20 protein-coding genes are annotated in these 21,488 nt (G+C 70.8%); 11 read left to right on the forward strand and 9 right to left on the reverse strand.

Translation table 11 applies throughout. The features are described 5' to 3' along the window. Positions 1–43: 43 nt before the first annotated feature. Positions 44–409 (reverse strand): signal peptidase I, encoded by a 366-nt coding sequence (locus tag ACIBHX_RS22460; RefSeq protein ID WP_397069113.1) that lies wholly within the window; start codon positions 407–409, stop codon positions 44–46. A gap of 130 nt (positions 410–539) precedes the next feature. Between ACIBHX_RS22460 and ACIBHX_RS22465 the strand changes: the two genes are divergently transcribed. Genes ACIBHX_RS22465 through ACIBHX_RS22475 form a run of 3 tightly spaced genes read left to right on the forward strand, consistent with a single transcriptional unit; the run spans position 540 to position 3,385 of the window. Continuing rightward, the gene (locus ACIBHX_RS22465; RefSeq protein WP_397069114.1) at positions 540–1,256 is read left to right on the forward strand and encodes a class I SAM-dependent methyltransferase; all 717 of its coding nucleotides are present in this window, start codon (positions 540–542) and stop codon (positions 1,254–1,256) included. Between the two features lie 48 nt (positions 1,257–1,304). Next, positions 1,305–2,513, forward strand: coding sequence for an adenylyl-sulfate kinase (gene cysC, locus ACIBHX_RS22470; RefSeq protein ID WP_397069115.1), 1,209 nt, complete (start codon positions 1,305–1,307; stop codon positions 2,511–2,513). Next, the gene (locus tag ACIBHX_RS22475) at positions 2,501–3,385 is read left to right on the forward strand and encodes a sulfite exporter TauE/SafE family protein (protein ID WP_397069116.1); all 885 of its coding nucleotides are present in this window, start codon (positions 2,501–2,503) and stop codon (positions 3,383–3,385) included. The genes cysC and ACIBHX_RS22475 overlap by 13 nt, the downstream gene beginning before the upstream one ends. Here ACIBHX_RS22475 and ACIBHX_RS22480 read toward each other — a convergent pair. Next, entirely contained in the window at positions 3,330–4,352 is a 1,023-nt protein-coding gene (locus tag ACIBHX_RS22480) for a glycoside hydrolase family 26 protein (RefSeq protein WP_397069117.1), read from the reverse strand. The genes ACIBHX_RS22475 and ACIBHX_RS22480 overlap by 56 nt on opposite strands. A 278-nt stretch (positions 4,353–4,630) precedes the next feature. Here ACIBHX_RS22480 and ACIBHX_RS22485 point away from each other — a divergent pair, with 278 nt between their 5' ends. The 8 genes from ACIBHX_RS22485 to ACIBHX_RS22520 all read left to right on the forward strand — a co-directional run bounded on the left by ACIBHX_RS22485 (position 4,631) and on the right by ACIBHX_RS22520 (position 13,169). Next, a complete protein-coding gene (locus ACIBHX_RS22485) occupies positions 4,631–5,920 on the forward strand; it encodes a Wzz/FepE/Etk N-terminal domain-containing protein (protein ID WP_397069118.1) in 1,290 nt (429 codons plus the stop codon). After that, complete coding sequence (locus ACIBHX_RS22490) at positions 5,917–7,185, forward strand: hypothetical protein (RefSeq protein WP_397069119.1); 1,269 nt, start codon at positions 5,917–5,919, stop codon at positions 7,183–7,185. Before ACIBHX_RS22485 ends, ACIBHX_RS22490 begins: the two co-directional genes overlap by 4 nt. Next, positions 7,182–8,081, forward strand: coding sequence for a hypothetical protein (locus ACIBHX_RS22495; protein WP_397069120.1), 900 nt, complete (start codon positions 7,182–7,184; stop codon positions 8,079–8,081). Before ACIBHX_RS22490 ends, ACIBHX_RS22495 begins: the two co-directional genes overlap by 4 nt. Positions 8,082–8,086: 5 nt before the next feature. Beyond that, complete coding sequence (locus ACIBHX_RS22500; protein ID WP_397069244.1) at positions 8,087–8,932, forward strand: sulfotransferase domain-containing protein; 846 nt, start codon at positions 8,087–8,089, stop codon at positions 8,930–8,932. Beyond that, positions 8,920–10,173 carry a lipopolysaccharide biosynthesis protein gene (locus tag ACIBHX_RS22505; protein WP_397069121.1) on the forward strand — a complete coding sequence of 418 codons (1,254 nt, stop codon included), beginning with the start codon at positions 8,920–8,922 and terminating at the stop codon, positions 10,171–10,173. Before ACIBHX_RS22500 ends, ACIBHX_RS22505 begins: the two co-directional genes overlap by 13 nt. After that, complete coding sequence (locus tag ACIBHX_RS22510; protein ID WP_397069123.1) at positions 10,170–11,120, forward strand: sulfotransferase; 951 nt, start codon at positions 10,170–10,172, stop codon at positions 11,118–11,120. Before ACIBHX_RS22505 ends, ACIBHX_RS22510 begins: the two co-directional genes overlap by 4 nt. A gap of 451 nt (positions 11,121–11,571) precedes the next feature. Beyond that, a complete protein-coding gene (locus tag ACIBHX_RS22515) occupies positions 11,572–12,390 on the forward strand; it encodes a helix-turn-helix transcriptional regulator (protein ID WP_397069124.1) in 819 nt (272 codons plus the stop codon). A gap of 53 nt (positions 12,391–12,443) precedes the next feature. Further along, entirely contained in the window at positions 12,444–13,169 is a 726-nt protein-coding gene (locus ACIBHX_RS22520; RefSeq protein WP_397069125.1) for an SDR family NAD(P)-dependent oxidoreductase, read from the forward strand. A 328-nt stretch (positions 13,170–13,497) separates the two neighbouring features. Here the strand turns inward: ACIBHX_RS22520 and ACIBHX_RS22525 are convergent, their stop codons facing one another. From ACIBHX_RS22525 to ACIBHX_RS22555, 7 genes are all read right to left on the reverse strand, one after another. After that, the gene (locus ACIBHX_RS22525; RefSeq protein ID WP_397069126.1) at positions 13,498–14,106 is read right to left on the reverse strand and encodes a WecB/TagA/CpsF family glycosyltransferase; all 609 of its coding nucleotides are present in this window, start codon (positions 14,104–14,106) and stop codon (positions 13,498–13,500) included. 449 nt (positions 14,107–14,555) lie between these two features. Further along, positions 14,556–15,563 carry a glycosyltransferase family 2 protein gene (locus tag ACIBHX_RS22530; protein ID WP_397069127.1) on the reverse strand — a complete coding sequence of 336 codons (1,008 nt, stop codon included), beginning with the start codon at positions 15,561–15,563 and terminating at the stop codon, positions 14,556–14,558. Beyond that, positions 15,560–16,432: a sulfotransferase family protein gene (locus ACIBHX_RS22535; protein ID WP_397069128.1), complete on the reverse strand. Its 873-nt coding sequence runs from the start codon at positions 16,430–16,432 to the stop codon at positions 15,560–15,562. The genes ACIBHX_RS22530 and ACIBHX_RS22535 overlap by 4 nt, the downstream gene beginning before the upstream one ends. Positions 16,433–17,073: 641 nt before the next feature. Continuing rightward, positions 17,074–18,336 carry a sulfate adenylyltransferase subunit CysN gene (gene cysN / locus ACIBHX_RS22540; RefSeq protein WP_397069129.1) on the reverse strand — a complete coding sequence of 421 codons (1,263 nt, stop codon included), beginning with the start codon at positions 18,334–18,336 and terminating at the stop codon, positions 17,074–17,076. Positions 18,337–18,409: 73 nt separating this feature from the next. Continuing rightward, the gene (gene cysD, locus ACIBHX_RS22545; protein ID WP_397069130.1) at positions 18,410–19,324 is read right to left on the reverse strand and encodes a sulfate adenylyltransferase subunit CysD; all 915 of its coding nucleotides are present in this window, start codon (positions 19,322–19,324) and stop codon (positions 18,410–18,412) included. A 19-nt stretch (positions 19,325–19,343) separates the two neighbouring features. Continuing rightward, entirely contained in the window at positions 19,344–20,102 is a 759-nt protein-coding gene (locus tag ACIBHX_RS22550) for a 3'(2'),5'-bisphosphate nucleotidase CysQ (protein ID WP_397069131.1), read from the reverse strand. Beyond that, positions 20,102–21,451, reverse strand: coding sequence for a sugar transferase (locus tag ACIBHX_RS22555; RefSeq protein ID WP_397069245.1), 1,350 nt, complete (start codon positions 21,449–21,451; stop codon positions 20,102–20,104). The genes ACIBHX_RS22550 and ACIBHX_RS22555 overlap by 1 nt, the downstream gene beginning before the upstream one ends. Positions 21,452–21,488: the final 37 nt, after the last annotated feature.

Genomic DNA, 21,488 nt, shown 5'->3' on the forward strand with positions numbered 1-21,488 from the left:
GCCGAACGTGGTCACGGGGGTTTCGACCCCAGCCTACTTGTCGTCAGCCCCCGACTGCGTAGCCGGGGACGGACGGCCAGCGCACGGTGAGCACCCCGGATTCCTCTTCCGCGTACCAGGAGTGATCGACTCCGTGCCCCCACACGACGTAGTCGCCGCGCTTGGCCAGCAGCACGCTGCGCCCGGGCAGCTCGACGCGGAAGCGGCCGCTGATGAGGACGAGCAGCGCGGTACGCTCCTCCCCCGTCACCCACTCGGCCCGCTCGTCGCCCGGCGGGTGGACGCCCCACTTGATCTCGACGTCCTGGCTGTGCCGCGGGTCGTCTTCCGGCCGGAAGTGCCCCAGCAGCCAGCCTCGCTCGCTGAGGGCGTCCACGTCCGCATTGCCCACATACACCCGCTCGTCCACAGCGGGGCACGCTAGCAGCCCCCTCACGCCGCGAGCCCCTGCGTAACGCGAAGTGATCCTTCCCGGGAAGCGGCCGGGCGGCGCGAGGAAATGCCTAACGAAAGAGGATCGAGTGGCTACTGTGGGTGACATGTCTGAGGTGCGGGCGGTCGCCTGGCGGGGTGACCTGTTTGGTCAGCGGATCCGCGAGCAGTGGACCGAGCAACTGGGGCGGCGGCTGGACATCCTGGTCGCGGGGTGCGCCCAACACGAGCCGATGGTCCTGGAGCGCATGGAGACCAGGGTCACGGGAGTGGACGAGGAGCTGCCCGCGGTTCGCGCGGCAGTGGAGCGGCGCGACGACTACGACGGCTGGTCACTGGGCGACATGCGGTCGGTGCATCTGCCGCCGCGGTCCTTCGACGTGATCCAGATCAACTTCCTGCTCGAGCGGATCCACCACGCCGAGCTGGTCTTCGATCGGCTGCTGCAGGCGTTGCGACCGGGCGGGCTGATACTGCTGCGCATGCGCGACCGCGGCTCCGCCTACGGGCTGTGCGCGCGGATGACGCCGGAGTGGATGCGCAGGCTGCTGTGGCGGCATCTGGTGCCCGCCGGGACGCCTGGGCCGCTGCCGACCGTGTACGAGCCGGTCACCTCGCACGAGGGGATCCACACGTTCTGCCTGACCAGGGGGCTGATGGTCTGCGACGACCTGCGGGCCACCACGGGTCCCGCGATGGGCCGCATCGGCAGCCTTGCGGTGGCCATGGCGGCGAAGGTGACCCGCGGGCGCTACCCGGCCACGCATGATGAGGTCACCATGGTCATCAGGAAGCCGCAGAACCACTTCGCCAGACTCATCTGAACCTGATACTATTCCTACCAATTCAATCGGAATAGTTGGGATGGCGGAATGGTGGAGTGGACCCCCGGCACGCGCGAGCTGGCCGACCTTGAGCTGCTGCTCTCCGGGGCCTTCCACCCGCTGGCGGGCTTCCTCGGCCACGACGACGTGCACGCGGTGCACGAGCGCGGCACGCTGAAGGACGGCACCCCCTGGCCCGCCCCGGTCACCCTGTACGTGCCCGAGGCGGCCGGCGAGGTGACCCTGCTCGACCCCGAGGGCGTGCCGCTGGCCGTACTGTCCGTGACCGAGCACGACGAAGACGGGCTGACCGCGGGGCCGGTCCGGAGCCTGGGGGCGGCCGAGCACGGGCCGTTCGCGCGGCTGCGCCGCACGCCCGCGCAGGTGCGCGAGGAGCTGGCCGGACGGCCGGCGCTGGCGGTGACCATGCGCGGCCCGCTGGACGACCTCAGCGAGATCACCTCCACCGCCAAGGAGCTGGGCGCGGTGATCCTGCTGCTGCCGCTGGCCTACGGCGAGCAGGGCCCCGCCGTGGTGCGGGCGGCGCTGAAGGCGAAGGAGCAGCTGCCCGCGGACACGATCGTGGTCTCGGTCCCGCTGGCGCCGCGCGAGGAGCCGGAGATCGATCTGGAGCTGCGCGAGCACGTCGCGGACAACTACGGCGCGAGCGAGCACCTGGCGGGTCCCGAGCCGATCACGCTGCCGGGGCCGCCGCACCGGCGCGGGCTGGTGGTCTTCTTCACTGGCCTGTCGGGGTCGGGCAAGTCCACGATCGCCCGCGGCCTGCGTGACGCGCTGCTCGAGCTCGGCAGCAGGACGGTCACCTACCTCGACGGCGACGTGGTGCGCCACCTGCTGTCGAAGGGGCTGACGTTCTCCAAGACCGACCGCGATCTCAACATCCGGCGCATCGGGTTCGTGGCGGCCGAGGCGGCCAGGCACGGGGGGCTGGCGATCTGCGCGCCGATCGCGCCCTACGCGCAGACCCGCGAGGAGGTGCGCGAGATGGTCGAGTCGGTGGGCGCCGACTTCCTGCTCGTGCACGTGGCCACGCCCCTCGAGGAGTGCGAGCGGCGCGACCGCAAGGGCCTGTACGCCAAGGCGCGCGCCGGGCTGATCCCCGAGTTCACCGGCATCTCCGATCCCTACGAGGAGCCGGAGGACGCCGATCTGGTCATCGACACCACGCACATCGCGATCGAGGCCGCCGTGTCCCGGGTCCTCGACACGATCAGAAGCGGAGGATGGGTACGTTGATCGACTTCCCCCTGATCGCCGGCTCGTTCCTGGTCGCCATCGTCGTCGGTCTCACCGGCATGGGCGGTGGCGCGCTCATGACCCCGATGATGATGCTGTTCTTCAACGTGCCGCCGCTGGCCGCGGTCTCCAGCGACCTGGTCGCCTCGGCGGTGATGAAGCCCGTCGGCAGCGTGGTCCACCTGCGGCAGGGCACGGTCAACCTGCGCCTGGTGGGCTGGCTGTGCGCTGGGTCGGTGCCGGCCGCGTTCGCGGGGGTGTTCGTGGCGCGGGCGTTCGCGGTGGGCGACGGGGTGAAGTACGCGCTGGGCGTGGCGCTGCTGCTGGCCGTGGCAGGGCTGGCGGCCAAGTTCTGGTTCGGCGACCGGGGCGGATCGGCGAGCACGCACGAGATCGTCGTGCGCCCAATTCCGACCCTACTGGTCGGTACGGTAGGCGGGCTGGTCGTCGGGATCTCGTCGGTGGGCTCGGGTTCGCTGATCATCGTGGCGCTGCTCGCGCTCTACCCGTCACTCAAGGCCAACCAGCTCGTGGGCACCGACCTGGTGCAGGCCGTGCCGCTGGTGGCCTCGGCGGCGCTCGGCCACCTGCTGTTCGGCGACTTCAAGCTGGATCTGACGGTGTCACTGCTGATCGGCTCGATCCCCGGCGTCTATCTGGGCGCCCGGATCTCCTCCAGGGCGCCCGGCGGCCTGATCAGGGCCCTGCTCGCGGTCGTGCTGCTGGCCTCGGCGCTCAAGCTGCTGAACGTGGGCACCTCCGCCATGCTCTGGACGCTGGCGGCAGCCGTACTGGTGGGACTGGCCGGATGGCGGCTCAGGGTCGTGGCACGCGCGTCGCGCGGAAGTAGGGATCTCGCGAGAGCTCGGTGAAGGCCCTGCCTGCGGCCGGGTCGGAGTCGAAGCGGGTGTCGCCGCGGGGCGCCCGCGGCGAGTCGAAGTAGACCAGTGCCTTGATCTGCGGGTAGTGCTTGATCTGGGTGCGCACGGAGTTGAAGAACGTCTGCTTGAACGTGCGGTCCTGGTAGCGCTCGAACACGCCCCACTCGGCGATCATGATGGGCTTGCCGGGGAAGCGCCACTGCATCCACCGGTAGAAGCCGGGCCACTGGCCGTACTCCTTGCGGGTCTTGTTGACCAGCCCGTCGAAGTCGTGCACCAGGGAGTCGGCGTAGGGGTCCATGGCCACCCAGTCGACGACGTCGTCGCCCGGGTACAGCTGCTCGAACCAGGGCTTGACCGCCCAGTTGGGCGCGCCCATGTAGGTCATGACGGTCACCGCGTTGCGCACTCCCCTGTCGCGCAGGCGGAGCACGACGTGGCGATACATGGCGGCGTAGTCGGCCGCCTGCATGCCCGAGCCCTCGGCGGCCCGCACGTCGTTCTCCGGCTCGTGGTGGATGGTCAGGAAGAACCGCTCGGGGAAGGTCTGCCTGATGTAGTCGGCGAGCCGGTCGATCCTGCCGTCGACCGCGCCGTCGGCGATCTCGCGCCAGGTGTGGCTGAGCGACGGCTTCCAGTTGATCAGCAGCAACCGGGGCCTGGCCGCGTCGCGGGCCAGCGCGATCTCCTTGCTGGTGGGGAACAGCTCGCTGCCGCGGTGGTAGACATGCACGATGTCGGCCGTGCCGCCCATGCGCGCCTCGGCGTGCCGCGTGGCCTCGGCGGGGGCGGCGCCGGTGAAGACCTCGGGGGCCAGGCCCCACCAGGCGCCGCACGACGGGATGAGTTTGGCGGTGACCGTGCAGGAGGGCGCGCTGGGCAGGCCCAGCCTGCCGTCCGCCTGGTCCGCCTCGCCCTTGGCGCCCGAACAACCGGACAACGCCATTGCCATGACCATGAACCCGATAATTCGCCGTGGCCGCAAAGCAGTCCCCCCTTCTTGCGTTTCAAACCTTGCCACGTCATTGCGCGAAGTTCAGCAATAGCACGCCAACGACCTGCGGAGATGCCATCCGTCATTTCGCGAAATTTCGGATTTAAATAGGGCACTCTGCCTGCCGTACTCGAGAAAATCTTGTGTATTCAACCGGGGCAATATTCCTCAGCCCTATAGTGGGCGAGCATCCCGGATCGTGACGCTCCGTCGCCGACCTTCCACTCAGCGCAAGGAGGATCATGAGCCTGTCGCCCAGTTCCGGCACGGACCTGCGAGAGCACCTGGCGCTGCTCCGCAGGCGCAGGATGCTCTTCCTGGGGCTGCCGGTCGCCGGGCTGGTGGCGGGCTTCGCCCTGCTGAAGGCCACGCCGCCGGAATACACCGCGACCACGCAGGTCCTGGTCACCCCCGTGGGCGTGCAGGACCAGGCCAACCAGGTGACCAACCGCCAGCGCGAGTCACTCAACCTCGACACTGAGGCGCAGGTCGCGCAGTCGGCCGTGGTGGCCGCCAAGGCCGCGCAGCTGCTCAAGGTGACCGCGCCGGAGCCGGTCGAGGTGTCGGTGCCGCCCAACTCGGCGGTGCTGTGGATCTCCGTCACCGCCGCCGACCCCCAGACGGCCGCGGCCCAGTCGCGCGCCTACGCCCAGGCCTACCTGGCCAACCGCACGGAGGCCGCGCAGGCCGCGCTGGCCGCGCAGCAGAAGACCCTGCTCGGCAAGCTCAAGCAGGTCAACACCGCGCTCGACAAGGTCATCGAGGACCTGGCGGGGCTGCGCAAGGGCACCGCCGAGTTCGCCATCGCCGACCACCGGCAGAGCGTGCTCAACCGGCAGGTCTACAGCCTGACCATGAAGTACGACGCCCAGCGCACCGTCGCGGTGACCCCCGGCTCGATCATCAGCCAGGCCATCCCGCCGACCGCGCCCAGCTCCCCCAGCCTGCCGCTCTACCTGGGCACAGGGCTGATGGCCGGGCTGCTGCTCGGCGCGGGCGCCGCCTACGCGCGCGACCGGCTCGACACCGCGCTGCGCACGCCCGGCGACGTCGAGCGCCTGACCGGGCTGCCCGTGCTGGCCGACCTGACGGGCCCGGCCGATCACGCCACGCTGCACGACCTGACCTCCACCGTGCTGGCCGCCTGCCCAGGGCAGCGGCTGCTGGTGCGGGCCGTGCCCGCCGACCTGGGCGCCTCGCCGCTGGCGGGACCGCTGTCGGCCAGCGCGCCGCTGTCGGTGCTGATCGGGACCGACGTGGGCGACCTGGCCAGGGCCGACGCCGCCCTCCTGCTGATCGGGCTGGGCCGGGCCGGCTCGGCCGACGTGGCGGCAGCCGTACGGCAGCTCAGCAGGCACGGCGTGCCGATCATCGGGGCCGTGTGCGCGGCCGGCCCTGTGCGGCTGCCCGAGGCGCCGCAGAAGACGCCGCTGGGCAAGCTCGTCGCGGGCCCCGTCGTCAACACCGAGATGGCGGCGGAGACCACCCCGATGCAGGCGATCTCGCCGGATCAGCGGGGCACGCCGACGTGAGGGGGCCCGCGTGGCCGATCGCCGCTCTGCTGGTGGGGTACCCGATCTGGTGGGCGCTCGGCTTCGGCGGGCTGTCGGTGATCGTCCTGGCCGTGCCGATGGCGGCGATCCTGTGGCGCCGGCGGCCGATCAGGCTGCCGCGCGGGTTCGGGCTGTGGCTGCTGCTGCTGGCCGGATACCTGCTGAGCGCGATGATGCTTGACGAGATGCCGCCCGGCACCTACGGCGGGTTCGGCGCGGGCCGCGTCATCGGCTACCTCATGCGCCTGCTGCTGTACGTGGCGCTGCTGATCATGGTGCTCTACCTGGGCAACCTGTCCGAGCGCGAGCTGCCCCAGCTGCGGCTGGTGCGCATGCTGGGCGTGCTGTTCGTCACGACCGTCGCGGGCGGGCTGCTCGGCGTGCTGTTCCCGCGCTTCGCCTTCACCTCGCCGGTGGAGATGCTGCTGCCCGGCTGGATCAGCGACAGCGCATTCGTGCAGAACCTCATCCACCCGACCGCCGCCCAGACCCAGCACGTGCTCGGCTACGCCTCGCCCCGCCCCGAGGCGCCCTTCGAATGGGCCAACGCCTGGGGCAGCAACATCTCGGTGCTGCTGGTCTGGTTCCTGGTCGGCTGGTGGGTGTACGGCGGGCCACGGCGCAAGGCGGCCGCGGTGGTCCTCACGGCGGTGGCCGCCGTCCCGATCGTCTACTCGCTCAACCGCGGCCTGTGGATCGGCCTCGGCCTGGGCGCGGTCTACCTGATGGTCCGCGTGGGCGGCCGTACCAGGATCGCGCTGGCCACCGCCGCGTGCGCGGGCGCCGCGGTGTTCGCGCTCAGCCCGCTGGCCTCCCTGGTCGGGCAGCGGCTGGACAACCCGCACTCCAACGACATCCGCGCCTTCACCGTCGCGGCCACCATCAAGGCCGCCGGCCACTCGCCGATCATCGGCTACGGCAACACGCGCAACGCGATGGGCAACCATCGCACCATCACCACCGGCAAGACCGAGTGGTGCTCCGGCTGCGGCCACCCGCCGCTGGGCAGCGACGGCCAGCTCTGGCTGCTGATCATCACGCAGGGGTTCGCGGGGGCGGCGCTCTACGTCGGCTTCTTCCTGGGCGCCATCCGGCGGTACTGGCGCGACAGGAGCCCGATCGGGCTGGCCGGCGTGCTGGTGATGATCCTCGTGCTGCTCTACATGTTCGTCTACGACGGCCTGGTGACGCCGCTCAGCCTCTACCTCATCTCGTTCGCCCTCCTGTGGAGGAACTCTCCATGACCGACGCCAAGGCCCGGCTCGCCTACCTGCGCCAGACGCTGGGCCTGCTCTACCCGGGTCCCGGCTCGCCCGTCGCGCACAGCGTGCTGCCGCACGCGCTGCTGCCACGGCGGCTGGCTCCGCGGCGCTGGTGGCACATGCCGGTCGGGCCGCGCGTCATGGTGCCGGTCGACGGGTCGATCTCCGCGCATCTCAGCGACGTCTTCGGCATGCCGATAAGGGCGATCCTGCACGTACGGCCGGCCAGGCGGGCCAACCGCAAGCCGGTGCTCGAGGCGTACTCCGGCGGGCGCAGGATCGCCTTCATCAAGATCGGCGACTCGTCGCGGACGCGGGAACTGGTCACCCGCGAGGCGGCCGCGCTGAAGAAGCTGGCCGACCTGCCGCTCAAGACCGTGGTCGCGCCGAACGTGCTGTACCACGGGCGCTGGCGCGACCTGGCCGTGCTGGCCCTGTCGCCGCTGCCGATCCGTCGCTCGAAGATCCCCCAGGACCTGCTGGTGAGCGCGGTCAAGGAGATCGCCGGGACCGGGGTGAGCGCCGCGTGGCACGGGGATCTGTCGCCGTGGAACATCGCCTCCTCGGGCGACGGGCGGCTGCTCGTCTGGGACTGGGAGCGGTACGAGGTCGGCGTGCCGTACGGCTTCGACCTGGTCCACCACGCCTTCCAGCGCTCCCTGCGGCGGATGGACCCGGCCACGGCCGCCCGCGCGTGCCTGGCAGGGGCCGTGCGGCTGCTCGCGCCGCTCGGGCTGTCGGCGGCGCAGTCCAAGCAGACCGCGCTGCGCTACCTCATCGCGCTGGCCGACCGGCACGCCGCTGACGGCCACGAGCCGCTCGGCCCGCCCGACACCTGGCTCAACCCGATCGTCGACCACCAGGAGTTGCTGACGTGAGTGCCATGAAGCAGTCGGTGCTGTCCGTGTCGCGGACCACGGGGAGGCTCACCTCGGCTGCGCGGATCCTGCCGTCGTTCCTCATCGTGGGCGGACAGCGGTGCGGCACGACCTCTCTCTACCGGACGCTGGCCCAGCATCCGCTGCTGCTCAAACCCGTGCTGCACAAAGGAGTGCACTACTTCGACGTGGCCTACTCGCGCGGCATGTCCTGGTATCAGGGGCATTTCCCGCTGCGGGTTGGTGCTTCGTTGCTGGGGCGGCGGTACCGCGGGCGGCCGCTGGCGTTTGAATCGTCCCCCTATTACCTGTTCCACCCATTGGCGGGTGAGCGGATCGCGGCGGACCTGCCAGGGGTGAAGCTGATCGTGCTGGTGCGCGACCCGGTCGAGCGGGCCTGCTCGGCGCACGCGCACGAGCTGGCGCGCGGGTTCGAGACCGAATCGCACTTCGAGTACGCCGTCGAGCTGGAGGTGCAGCGGCTGGCAGGGGCCGAGGAGTTCCTGCGCGCGCATCCCGGCGCCGTCCACCACTCCCACCGCCACCACGCCTACCTGGCCCGCGGGCGCTACGCCGAGCAGCTCGACCGGCTCGAGCCGCTGTTCGGGCGTGATCGGATGCTGGTGCTCGACAGCCACCGCTTCTTCACCGAGCCCGAGCGGGTCTACGACCGGGTGATGAAGTTCCTGGGCGTGCCGCATCTCGGATACCCGATCTTCGAGCGGCACAACGGGCGACCCCTGCCCAAGCCGCTGCCGGAGTCGGTACGGCAGGCCCTCAGCGACCACTTCGAGGTGTACGACACCCAGCTGGCGCGCTGGCTGGAGGGTGATCCGTCGTGGCGCCGGTGATGCTGCGGCGGGTGGCCAGGGGCGGGGTCGCCGGGATCACCGGGGCAGGGGTGAGCGCGCTCGCGCAGTTCCTGCTGGTGGTCGTGGTGACTCGGGGCTTCTCCAGGGAGCAGGCCGGGGTGTTCTTCACGGCCACCGCGCTGGCGTTGATGGTTTCCGGCGTGGCCAAGCTCGACGCCGGGAACGGGGTGATCTACTTCATTGCCCGGGCTCGGACGTACGGCTACCGCGGTATGTCCGGATATATCCGGGCGGCGCTGGTGCCTGGGGTGGTCGTGGCCTGCGTGGCCGGTGCTGTTCTGTCCGGCGAGCTGGGGTTCCTGGCGGTGGCGCTGCCTTTCGTCGTGGCGGCCGACGTGCTGCTGGCGGCCAGCCGGGGGTTCGGCACGATGCGGCCCACCGTCTGCTACGACGGGATCCTGCTGCCGCTGGCGCAGCTCGGGCTCGTGTGGCTGGTTCGGGATCCTTCGTGGCTGGGGTTCGCGTGGGGCCTGCCGTACGTGCCCGTGGCGGTTCTGGCGGCGCTGAGCCTGCGCGGGCGGGTGCCGCGCACGCCGTACCTGCCGGGGACGGGGCGCGATCTGTGGCGCTACACCGCGCCGCGGTCGGTGGCGGGCGCGATCCAGGCCGTGTTCCAGCGGCTGGACATCGTGATCGTGGCCATGCTCGGCGGGCCCGCGCAGGCGGCCGTCTACACGGCCGCGACCCGCTTCAAGGTGGTCGGGCAGCTGGCCAACCAGGGGCTTTCCCAGGCCGCGCAGCCGCTGCTCGTGCGCGCGCTCGCCGCCGGTGACCTGGCTCGGGCCAGGGAGCTCTACCAGGCGACCACGGTGTGGCTGGTGCTGCTGACCTGGCCGGTCTGGCTGGGGTACGCGGCGCTGGCGCCCTGGCTGCTGCGGGTCTTCGGCTCCGGGTACGGCTCCGCCGTGCCCATCGCGCTGGTGCTGTCGGGGACGATGATGGTGGCCACCGCGTGCGGGATGGTCGACGTCGTGCTCACCGCCGCAGGGCACACCACGGCCTCGCTGGCCAACCTGGCGATCGCCGTCGCGTGCACGGTCGTGCTCGACCTGGCGCTCATCCCCGCGCACGGAGCGCTGGGCGCGGTGCTCGGCTGGTCGGGCGGGGTCCTGGTGAAGAACCTGCTGCCGCTCTGGCAGATCCACCAGCGGTACGGCTTGCGCCCCTTCGGCCGGCACACCCTGGCCGCGCTGCGGGTGCGCTCGTGGGCGGCGGCATGAGCGGACCGATCCTCGTCACCGGGTTGCCGCGGAGCGGGACCAGTTGGACCGGGAAGATGCTGGCCGCCTCGGGCGAGCTCGTCTACGTCAACGAGCCGCTCAACCCGCAGCACCCGCCCGGGCGGTGCCCCGGTGTCCTTCGGGCCGGAGTTTCGCACCGGTTCCAGTACATCTGCGATGACAACTCGGAGTACTGGCTTCCCGCCTTCCGCGACACGGTCGCGCTGCGGTACGGGTTGCTGGCGGAGCTGCGGGCGAACCACTCCCCCTACGACCTCGCACGCCTGCTGCGGTACGGCGGCGCCTTCGTCCTCGGCCGCCTCTCCGGCCGCCGTGCCCTGCTCGACGACCCGTTCGCCGTGCTGTCGGCCGGCTGGTTCGCCGCCCGGCTGGGATGCCGGGTGATCGCGCTGGAACGGGACCCGGTGGCGTTCGTGGCCAGCTGGCAGCGGCTCGGCTGGACGGTGTACTTCCACGAGCTCCTGGAACAGCCGCTGCTGGTGCGCGACCACCCCGAGGTGCTGTCCCTGCGTGACCTGGTGGGCTCCCAGGACCGCCTCGCCAAGGCCGCCGCCCTCTGGCGCGTCACCCATGCGATCCTCGCCCGCACCCCCGGGATCCGGCTCGTCTCCTACGACGCCCTGGCCGCCGACCCCCTGCCCGCCTTCCGCGACCTGTACGCATACTGCGGCCTCACCTGGACACCCAGGGCCGAACAACGCATCACCCTCGCCTGCACCGGCCCGAGCACCACCCGCCGCGGCTTCACCTGGACCGGCCTCTCCCGAACCGCCTTCCAACCCATGAACTCCCGAGCCTCCCTCGCCACCTCAACTTCCGGCCTCACCCCCACAGAAATCACCCGCATCCACACCCTCACCTCCACCCCAACCCCCTCCTGGGGGATCAGCCCACATGAGCCCAAACCCACATTGAGTGGATCATGATCGGTGTTTCCGCTGATTGGCGGCCGACGAAGCCCAGGGTCGAGGAACCGGCGGACAGCCGTTATCGCGTAGTGTGGCCAGCTCGGCGGGCCGATGACGCGCGGCCGACCAGTCTTCTTCTTGCCAGGCAGCATGGCACCGGTGGCTTCGCGGCGCCTGGCGGCGGCGATTCCCTCGGCCTGGCGCTCGGCGCGCAGCTCCAGCTCGTATTCCGCGGCTGCGGCCAGGACCGCGAACATGAACCGGCCCTCTTAGGTGGCCAGATCGAAGTTCATCCAGAAAACGCTGCGGCACAGCGCGCTCGCACACGAGGCGGCCCGGTCGGCAGCACCCCCGGGCAGCGACACGCGTGAGCGCGCCGTACAGGCGAGGTCTGTTAATCACGACATAGCATGACCTGATGGGCATTTCCCGGCTCTCCACAAATGCGCGGCAGCGGCGCAGTTCCGAGATGCGCGCATTCCTCCGGTCGCGGCGAGCCCGGGTGACGCCCGCTGACGTGGGCATGCCGGCAGGCGAGGGCCGCCGTACGCCCGGGCTGCGGCGAGAGGAGGTGGCGGTGCTCGCCGGCGTGGGAGTGTCCTGGTACACCTGGCTCGAGCAGGGACGCGACATCAACGTCTCCGCCGACGTCCTGGACGCCATCGCCAGGGTGCTGCGCCTGGAGCCCGCCGAGCACGAGCACCTGTACCTCCTCGCCGGCCTCAATCCGCCGCAGGCGGCGCCTTCCGAAGGCCGGGTCCCCGATGCCGTGCGGCGACTGCTGGAGGGCTGGCTGCCGCGGCCCGCGTACGTCATCGACCGGCACTGGAACGTCCTCGCGGTCAACCGCGCGGCGGAGATCGTGTTCCAGTGCAACGAGTACGACCACAACTGCCTGGTCAGCTTCTTCACCAACGCCCGCTACCGTGCGGCAGTCGTGGACTGGCACGACGCGGCGCGAGCGATGATCGGCCTGTTCCGGGCGGACGCCGCCCGCTACCCGGACGATCCCGAATTCGGCCGCCTGGCCTCGGACATGTGCGCCGCGAGCCCCGCCTTCGCCGAGATCTGGGCGGAACTCCCCGTGGGCGGCCCCACTCACGGCACCAAGGCCCTGGAGATCCCCGGCCTGGGGACGCTGACCTTCGAGGCCACCACCCTGCCGCTGCCCGAACTGCCCGGCCACCGCCTATCGCTGCACACCCCCGCACCCGGGACGGAAACGAAGGCCCTGCTGGAGCGCTTGGTGGTGGTGTCAGACCCAGGTTCAGCCAACACTGCCGCGTAAGCTCGCACCGCTCGAGGATCGTCGGCATGAAGCGATTCACGAACAGAACAGTTTTGATCACCGGCGGCACCAGCGGCATCGGCTTCGCGACCGCGCGCAGACTCCTCGACGAGGGCGCGTACGTCGTCATCACCGGCCGCGACCAGGCCCGCCTCGACACCGCTGCAGAACGCCTGGGCTCCGAGCGGGTCCTGCCCGTCCGCGCGGACGTCAGCGTTGACGCCGACCTCGATCTCCTCGTGCGGCGCGTCGAGACCTGGCGCGGTGCCCTCGACGCGGTCTTCGCCAATGCCGGAATTGCGGACTTCAGGCCAGAGTTCACCCCGAAGGACTTCGACCACACCGTGGGAATCAACTTCAAGGGAGTGTTCTTCACGATCCAAAAAGCGCTGCCGCTGATGGGCGACGGAGGCGCCGTCGTCATCAACGCCTCCTGGACCCTGCACCGCGGCCTCCCGGCGGCCTCGATCTACGCCGCCAGCAAGGCTGCCGTGCACAATCTCGCCCGCACGCTCGGCACCGACCTCGCGCCGCGTGGCATCCGCGTCAATTCCGTCAGCCCCGGCTACATCGAGACCGAGATGTACCGGTCCGCCATCGACCCCGACGCGGAGACCCGCATCACGGCGGAGGTGCCGCTCGGCTCGCTCGGCCACCCGGACGATGTCGCCGCTGCCGTCGCCTTCCTGGTCTCGGACGACGCGTCGTACATCACCGGTCAGGACCTCGTCATCGACGGCGGCCTCGTGGGAGCGGCGCCCCTCGGGCTGCGTCTCTGACAGCCATGCAACAGTCGTAGCAGGCCCACCGCTACGCCGCCTCGGTCAGGGTGTAGCGAGACGAACACGGGCGCAACGACGAAGAAGATCACAGCTTCATCAACCCACCCGCTCGCCCATTCAAGATCATCCCAGTGGGTTCTGGGCTTATGTGGGCTGACCCCCTCCTAACCTCCCCACCCCTCTCCGGCCGCCCAAGGCTCACCGCACGACAGGGACGAGAGGTGGCACAAACGGGACAGCCGCCCAGGCAGCGCGCACCTTGGGCAGGCAGATGTCCGCCTTGGGGCGCTACCGGAGGTGTGGCCGTCGAGACCGGCTTCAGGGGCTACGCGGGGGTGAGGCGGTGGAGGAGGGCGGAGGTCAGGACGGTGGCGGCGAAGGGGAGGTCGTGGACGAGGTAGCGGCGGGCCAGCCGACCGGGCTCGCTGACGAGGCGGAACGCCCACTCCAGGCCCGTCCTCCGCATCCACCGGGGCGCCCGGGGCACGGTGCCGGCCGCGAAGGCGATCGCCGCCCCGCACCCGACGAACCACGCATCCGGCAGGTCCCTTCGCAACTCCGCGATGAGCCGATCCTGCCGCGGAAACCCCAACCCCACGAACACCAGCCGCGGCCCGGCCCCCACCACCTTCCGCCGGACCTCTTCGCGCCCGCCGTCGCTGGCATCGAAGCCGTACGGCGGAGCGTCCACCCCGCACACGACCAGCCTGGGATGCCGTTCGACGAGTTGCCCGGCGGCCCGCGCCGCCACGCCCGGGGGGCCGCCGAGCAAGTAAATGGGCCAGCCACGCAACGCGGCCAGCTCGCTGAGGGACCAGATCAGATCCGCACCGGTAACCCGCTCAGGCAGAGGCGTCCCTGCCAGCCGCGAGGCCCACACCAACGGCATCCCATCGGCCACCACGATCTCGGCCGAGTCCACCAACCCCCGCAACCCCGGATCTCGCCGAACGGCCCGACAAATGTCCACGTTAGGCGTAACAACCCGCCCACCCACCCCCCGCTCGAGGGCGCGACCAACCCGCTCCACAACCTCCCGCTCGCTAACCACATCCACCCCAACCCCACCCACAACCACCCGCCTCTCGACAGCAGGCCTTCCCCCAAGCCCCTCACCCAAGGCATCCCCCGCCGCCATACGAGGCGCGGGCACATGGGCACGCCCCATCGCCGCTGAAGACGATCCGGGCCCTGCAGACTGGGTGGCGGCCAGAGCCCCCATGGAGGCAGGAACGACCACGACAGGCGGCGAGATGCGCTCTTGCGCGAAGCCTTGGACGCGGGCGGGTGTCTGCGACGAGATGGGAGCCGCGACTGAGGGTGGCGCCTGCGGGTGGTCGTGAGGGGGCGGGGACGGTGCTGGGGAGATGGGGGCTGGGCGGGTCATATGCCGTGGCCTCGGTGGTGGAGGAGGGCCAGGACTGTGGAGGCGGGGATGAGGCCGGCGGCTACGGCGAGGGCGATGGGGGCGCGGGGTTCGCCGAAGCGGGCGGCGAAGGTACGCAGCGCCCAGCGGCCCGCCTCGCGGCGGCGACCGAGCGCGGCGTGGTGGAAGGCTAGCTGACCGTAGATCCGCGCCGCGCCGCGCGGATCCACGGCCAGTTCAGGGTGCCGGGCGAGCATCCACTCGAGCCCGGCGATGCGGTCCGCCCAGCGGGCGACATAGTGGGATCCGCCCCAGCGCACGCGCACCAGCGGGCGATCGACGTGCGCGATCGGGCGGCGCTTGGCGGCGCGTAGAGCGAGGTCCCAGTCCTCGTTCTGGCCGGCGGGGGCGCTCTCGTCCACCCAGAGGGTGCCGCGCCGGAAGACGAACGTCGACGAGTGCACCATCACCATGCGAGATCTCGCGAGGTCAGCCTTGGTGACCGTCTCGGTGCCCGCCAGGCGGGGCAGGCGGCGCCTGCCGTACTCGACCTCTATGGCGCAGCTAGCGAACTCGGCGCCGCCGGCGAGTGCGGAGGTCTGGGCGGCGAGCTTGCCGGGGAGCCATTCGTCGTCGTCGTCACAGAAGGCGATCAGGTCGGTGTCGCAGGCGGCGATGCCGGTGTTGCGCGCGCCCGGGAGGCCGGGGCTGAGGCGGTTGGGCAGGACGCGTACGTCGTGGAGGTCTGCCTTGCCCTCGCACGGGACGATGATGTCGGCCACCTGCTCGGCCACGAGCTCGGGGGTGGCGCCGTCGACCACGATGACCACGGAGATCCTGCCGTCGTAGTCCTGGTCCAGCGCCGCCCAGACTGCGGCTCGCAACTCGTCCGGCCGGTCGCCTCGCGTCGGGATCACCACGCCAACCGAGGGCATCCGCGAATCCACGACGGCGGCCTCGGTGCGCGGGCGTACCTCGGGAGCGGTGGGAGCCGTGGCGTCTGGGGGGTTGGGTGAGGGGGTCATGCGGTTTCTCCGCGGTAGCCGTACTGCGATCTGAGGGGCCAGGTGAGGGCGGCGACCAGGCTCTGGTGGCGGCGAGGGAGCGCCGAGCGCCAGGAGTCGTCGCGGGCGAGCCGGATCTGGCCGGTCGTGAAGCGCATCGGGTTGCCCGAGACCGTGTGGGACGTGGTGAGGCGGGCGGTGACGCCGTCCAGGAAATCGAGGGTGGGCGTCAGGCCGAGGCGCGTCGCGAGGGTCGTGAGCGTGGCGCGCGGGTCGGCGACCAGGTCCTCGTAGCGGACGCGGGTGACCTGCGCGCCGCGGCGGGCGAGGAGGTCGAGGGCGAGGTTCTGCGCGGTCCAGTGCAGGGACGTGCGGGTGGCGCCCCAGCGGGTCATGGGGGCGCCGTCCTCGGGGCGGGCGACGCTGCGCCGCCAGGAGTGGGCCACGGCGCGCGGATCCCTGACGACCTGGACGACTCTGACCGGGAGCCCGCCGGCCGCCAGGCAGTGCGCGAGGGAAGCGTGCTTGCTGGAGTCGATGACCACCTGGGCGCCGGGGACGCTCTCGTAGACCTGGCGGTAGGCGGTGACGTATTCGGCGAGGCCGGGGTGGGCGATGCGCGGGATGCGGCGGGTCCGGTCGATCCGCTGGCGCAGGTGGAGCACTCGCTCCGCCAGCGCGTCAGACCAGCCGCCGAAGGCCCGCGCGCCGACCAGCCGCCAGAACGGGCACTCGGCGAAGCGCGCTCCGCAGCCGCACGGCTCGTCGGCCAGCACGCCCCTGGCCCACAGATGGACGACCTCGCCGAGGGGCACGGCCCCCGGCAGCTCGCCGAGCAGGCGCTCCAGGAGCGTGGTGCCGCTGCGGCCGAGGCCACCCAGGAAGACCACCTTGGGAGGGCAGGGACGGTGAGACACAGATGCCGGACCTTCGCCTCGTGGATACGGACCGTGGAGACACTAGCGCGGAGCGTAATCGCCGGGTCACCGAATACACAAACAATCTTCGACCGATACGGCAGGCCTCGGCGACCGGTGGCGCGCCGTCGAGGCACGTGGCATCCCCGACGCCGGATACTTCCTGGAGAGCGTCGTGGCGCATCCCGACGGGGACTGCCAGGACATGATGGCCCCGCAGTAGGCACTCGTCGCTGACTGGTGGGCGGAGTGGCTTGCCTCCGCCTGTCCGGCGCTGCTGGTGCGTGGGGTGGATAGCTTCGTGCTGCCGACCATAATGGCCCGGCACGGCCCTGCGCGAGCTGCCCGGGTGCGGGCAGGGCACACGACGGCGAGCCGGCCGCCTTCGCTCAGGCTGTACGGGGCTTGCTCAGCACGCTCTGCCGAGGTACGGCATGCCGCACGAGCCCCCGTGGCACCGCGCGAAGGGGGCGGTGCCACGGAAGGCGTGCCCGGGTGGGAGACGTCGTTGCGGCGGGGTGGTGCATCGCCGGAGGAGCGTCTCCCTGGACAGGCGCCGACCACCTACGGCGGGTGGCGTTACCCGGGCTTGCCGTACAAGAGGAAAAGAACCCTCAGTGAGCGTCGATGATCATGCCGGCGCCGACCGTCACGTTGGTGGCCTCGTCGATCAGGATGAAGCCGCCCGTAAGCCGGTTGCGCGAGTAGTCGTCGACGAACAACGGCTGCGTGACGCGCAGCGTCACCCGGCCGATCTCGTTGAGACCGAGCGAGGGGGCGGCCTCGTCGCGGTGCAGCGTGTTGACGTCCAGCCGGTAATGCAGGTCGCGGATCAGGGCGCGGGCCGTGCGGGTGGTGTGCTTGATGGTCAGCTTGGAGCGGGGCGCGAGCTTGGTCGCGTCCGTCATCCAGCAGACCATGGCCTCCAGGTCCTGGGCCACGTGCGGCTGGTTGTTGGGGCGGGCGATCATGTCGCCGCGGGAGATGTCCAGGTCGTCCTCGAAGCGGAGGGTGACCGACATGGGCGGGAACGCCTCCTCGACCGGCCCGTCGAAGGTGTCGATCGAGGCGATCCTGGTGGACAGGCCCGAGGGCAGGTGGATCACCTCGTCACCGGCCTTGAGGATGCCGCCCGCCACCTGGCCGGCGTAGCCGCGGTAGTCGTGGAAGGCGTGGTCGGTGGCACGCTGCGGGCGGATGACGTACTGCACGGGGAAGCGCACGTCGACCAGGTTGCGGTCGGAGGCGATGTGCACGTTCTCCAGGTGGTGCAGCAGCGAGGTGCCCTGGTACCAGGGCATGTTCTCGGACCTGGACACCACGTTGTCGCCGTGCAGGGCGGAGATGGGGATGAAGGTCAGGTCGCCGACGTTGAGCTTGGAGGCGAACGCGGTGAACTCCTCGCGGATCTCCTCGAAGCGATCCTCGGAGTAGTCGACCAGGTCCATCTTGTTGACGGCGAGCACCACGTGCGGCACCCGCAGCAGCGACGTCAGAAAGGCGTGGCGGCGTGACTGCTCCAGCACGCCCTTGCGCGCGTCGATCAGGATGATCGCCAGGTCGGCGGTGGAGGCGCCGGTGACCATGTTCCGGGTGTACTGGATGTGCCCGGGGGTGTCGGCGATGATGAACTTACGGCGGGGCGTGGCGAAGTAGCGGTAGGCCACGTCGATCGTGATGCCCTGCTCCCGCTCGGCCCGCAGGCCGTCGGTCAGCAGGGACAGGTCGGTGTACTCGGTGCCGCGGTCGCGCGAGGTCCGCTCGACCGCCTCGAGCTGGTCCTCGAAGATCGCCTTGGAGTCGAAGAGAAGCCGCCCGATGAGAGTGGACTTGCCGTCGTCGACAGAGCCCGCCGTGGCGAAACGCAGGATGTCCATCTTTAGAAGTAGCCCTTGAATTGAATGCAGCCGGTCTGAGATTGAATACCGCAAGTGGTACGGACGGTCGACATTAGAAGTAGCCCTCTCTCTTACGGTCTTCCATCGCGGCCTCGGAGGCGCGGTCGTCGGCTCGGGTGGCGCCGCGCTCGGTGATGCGGGTGGCCGCGATCTCCTCGATGATCTCCTCGACGGTGGCGGCGGTCGACTGGACCGCTCCCGTGCAGGTCATGTCCCCCACCGTCCGGTAGCGGACCACGGACTCGAACAGCGGCTCGTCCTCGCCGCGCAGCACCACCTCGGAGTCCGGCAGCAGCATGCCGTCGCGCTCGAAGACCTTGCGCGTGTGGGCGAAGTAGATCGACGGGATCTCGATGCCTTCGCGCCGGATGTAGTCCCAGATGTCCAGCTCGGTCCAGTTGGACAGCGGGAAGACCCGGATGTGCTCGCCCTTGCGGATCCGCCCGTTGTAGAGGTTCCACAGCTCGGGACGCTGGTTCTTGGGGTCCCACTGCCCGAAGTCGTCGCGGAAGGAGAACACCCGCTCCTTGGCCCGCGCCTTCTCCTCGTCGCGGCGGGCGCCGCCGAAGACCGCGTCGAACTCGTGTTCCTCGATCGCGTCCAGCAGCGTGGTGGTCTGCAGCCGGTTGCGCGAGGCGCGCCTGCCGGTCTCCTCGACCACCCGGCCGGCGTCGATGGAGTCCTGCACGCTGGCCACGACCAGGCGCGCGCCCAGCTCAGCGGCCCGCCGGTCGCGGAAGTCGATGACCTCGGAGAAGTTGTGCCCGGTGTCGACGTGCATCAGCGGGAACGGGATCGGGGCCGGCCAGAACGCCTTCTCCGCGATGCGCAGCATCACGATCGAGTCCTTGCCGCCGGAGAACAGCAGACAGGGGTGCTCGAACTCCGCGGCCACCTCACGCATAATGTGAATGGCCTCGGCCTCGAGGACGTCTAGTTGCGACGTGGTGTAGTCGCGCTGGAGCATGGAAGCTTCCTCCGGCGTTCTAGCGGTGAAGGTCCCGAATCCCGGCGAGCAACGTCGGCGCCAAGTCCGGTAGGGAAACCAGGATATCTGGTAGTGACGGGTCTGCTTGGTTATAACGCAGCGTGGTGCCGTCAATACGGCTCGTGTGCGCTCCGGCGGCCTGCGCCACGGCGGCGGGCGCCGCGGAGTCCCACTCGTACTGGCCGCCCGCGTGCACGTAGGCCTCGACCTCTCCGGTGAGCACCGCGGAGATCTTCGCCCCGGCCGAGCCGATCGGCACCAGGTCGGCCCCGACCAGGTAGGCCAGCTTCTGTACGAACTCCGGCGGGCGGGACCTGCTGACCGCGATGCGGAAGCGGCCCCCGTCGTAGCCGGGCAGCTCGGGCGGGTCGGCCGTGGTGAGCGTGCGCCCCTGCGCCGGCAGCGCCACGGCGCCGGCGGTCAGCGAGCCCTGCTCCCACAGCGCCACGTGCACGGCCCAGTCGGCGCGGCCCTCCTCGGCGTATTCGCGGGTGCCGTCGAGCGGGTCGACGATCCACACCCGGGCGGCGCTCAGCCTGCGCGGGTCGAGCCGCTCCTCGCGGGTGGCCTCCTCCGACAGGACGCAGTCGCTGGGCCGCAGCCGCGCCAGCGCCTCCATCAGGAAGACGTGCGAAGCTCGATCGCCCTTGGCTCGCAGCGCGGCAGGATCGTCGAAGCCCTCGCGGATCTCCAGGAGCCGCTCGCCGGCCTCGGTCGCGAGATCGGCAGCAAGGGCGTGGTCGTCGCGAATCGTCATCAATAAGCTCCTTGCCCGCGTGCGACGGCCGACCAAGTCTTCCACAGGATCTGGAGGTCCAGCATGAGGGACCAGTTCTCCACGTAACGCAGGTCGAGGCGGACGGATTCCTCCCACGACAAATCCGACCTGCCGCTGACCTGCCACAGCCCCGTGAGCCCCGGCCGCACCAGCAGTCGTCGCCGCACGTCGTCGCCATAGCGGGCGACCTCTTCCGGCAGCGGCGGCCGGGGTCCGACCAGCGACATGTGGCCGAGCAGCACGTTGATCAGCTGCGGCAGCTCGTCGAGGGAGTGCCGGCGCATGCGCGCGCCGAGCGGGGTCACGCGTGGATCATTCCGGATCTTGAACAGCCGCCCGTCGCCCTCGCTGACCAGCGCGATCTTCTGCCGCTCCGCGTCGGGCCGCATGGTGCGGAACTTCACGATCGTGAACGGCCGGCCGTCGCGCCCCACCCGTGTCTGCCGGAACAGCGCGGGCCCCTGGCTCGTCATGCGCACCGCCACGGCGAGCCCGACCAGCAGCGGGGCGAGCAGCACCAGCAGCCCGAAGGCCACCACCCGGTCGAAGACGCTCTTGACCAGCTTGCGCGCCCCCGCCAGCTCGGGATGCTCCACGTGCAGCAGCGGCAGCCCGGCCGCGGGCCTGATCGTGGTGCGCGGACCCGCCACCTCCATGAGCGCGGGCGCCACCACCAGCTCGGTGTGGGTGCGCTCCAGCCGCCAGGCCAGCCTGCGCAGCGCGAGCCCGTCCATCTCCGGGCAGGCCAGCACGGCGACCGTGTCGGCGTCGACCTGCCCGACCACCAGCGGCACGTCGGTGAAGTCGCCCGCCACGGGCACCCCGCCGACCAGGCCGCGCGCCGGGTCTGGCAGGCAGGCCGCCACGACCCGCATCCCGTGGTACGGCTCGCGCCGGAAGCGCTGGACGAGCTCGTCGACCGCGGCCCGGTGGCCCACCGCCACCACCCGGCGCAGGCACGCCCCGGCGGCCCGGCGCCGGTGCAGCGAGCGGCGCAAGCCGTACCTGAAGATCAGGGTGAGGAGTGTGACCAGGGGCAGCGCGAGAACCACGTAGCCGCGGGCGACGTCGGTCTTGGTCAGGTAGGAGCCGATGGCCATGGTGGCGATCAGCGCGACGCCGCACTGCACGACGCGGCGGAACTCCTCCGAGCCGATGCCGATCATGCGGGGCTCGTAGGCCCTGTTGAGCGCGACGGCGGCGACCCAGACCAGCGGGAGCACGGCGCTGAGCACCAGATAGGGCATGACCCACGTGGTCAGCTCGCCGAAGCGGGTGAGGAAGGCGAGGGCGGCTCCGGCGCTGGCGCCGCCGAAGTCGGACAGCATCGCGCGGATGCGGTAGGCGCGGACCCAGTCGCGCGGG

Origin of the sequence: Nonomuraea sp. NPDC050536, assembly GCF_044457685.1 — a bacterium.
GTDB lineage: Bacteria > Actinomycetota > Actinomycetes > Streptosporangiales > Streptosporangiaceae > Nonomuraea.

Excerpts from the sequence above, each read along its gene's own strand:
- ACIBHX_RS22465 (WP_397069114.1), top strand. The coding sequence starts at position 540 with ATGTCTGAGGTGCGGGCGGTCGCCTGGCGGGGTGACCTGTTTGGTCAG.
- cysC (WP_397069115.1), top strand. The coding sequence starts at position 1,305 with ATGGTGGAGTGGACCCCCGGCACGCGCGAGCTGGCCGACCTTGAGCTG.
- ACIBHX_RS22475 (WP_397069116.1), top strand. The coding sequence starts at position 2,501 with ATGGGTACGTTGATCGACTTCCCCCTGATCGCCGGCTCGTTCCTGGTC.
- ACIBHX_RS22480 (WP_397069117.1), bottom strand. The coding sequence starts at position 4,352 with ATGGTCATGGCAATGGCGTTGTCCGGTTGTTCGGGCGCCAAGGGCGAG.
- ACIBHX_RS22485 (WP_397069118.1), top strand. The coding sequence starts at position 4,631 with ATGAGCCTGTCGCCCAGTTCCGGCACGGACCTGCGAGAGCACCTGGCG.
- ACIBHX_RS22495 (WP_397069120.1), top strand. The coding sequence starts at position 7,182 with ATGACCGACGCCAAGGCCCGGCTCGCCTACCTGCGCCAGACGCTGGGC.
- ACIBHX_RS22500 (WP_397069244.1), top strand. The coding sequence starts at position 8,087 with ATGAAGCAGTCGGTGCTGTCCGTGTCGCGGACCACGGGGAGGCTCACC.
- ACIBHX_RS22510 (WP_397069123.1), top strand. The coding sequence starts at position 10,170 with ATGAGCGGACCGATCCTCGTCACCGGGTTGCCGCGGAGCGGGACCAGT.
- ACIBHX_RS22515 (WP_397069124.1), top strand. The coding sequence starts at position 11,572 with ATGCGCGCATTCCTCCGGTCGCGGCGAGCCCGGGTGACGCCCGCTGAC.
- ACIBHX_RS22530 (WP_397069127.1), bottom strand. The coding sequence starts at position 15,563 with ATGACCCCCTCACCCAACCCCCCAGACGCCACGGCTCCCACCGCTCCC.
- cysN (WP_397069129.1), bottom strand. The coding sequence starts at position 18,336 with ATGGACATCCTGCGTTTCGCCACGGCGGGCTCTGTCGACGACGGCAAG.
- cysD (WP_397069130.1), bottom strand. The coding sequence starts at position 19,324 with ATGCTCCAGCGCGACTACACCACGTCGCAACTAGACGTCCTCGAGGCC.
- ACIBHX_RS22550 (WP_397069131.1), bottom strand. The coding sequence starts at position 20,102 with ATGACGATTCGCGACGACCACGCCCTTGCTGCCGATCTCGCGACCGAG.
- ACIBHX_RS22555 (WP_397069245.1), bottom strand. The coding sequence starts at position 21,451 with ATGCTGTCCGACTTCGGCGGCGCCAGCGCCGGAGCCGCCCTCGCCTTC.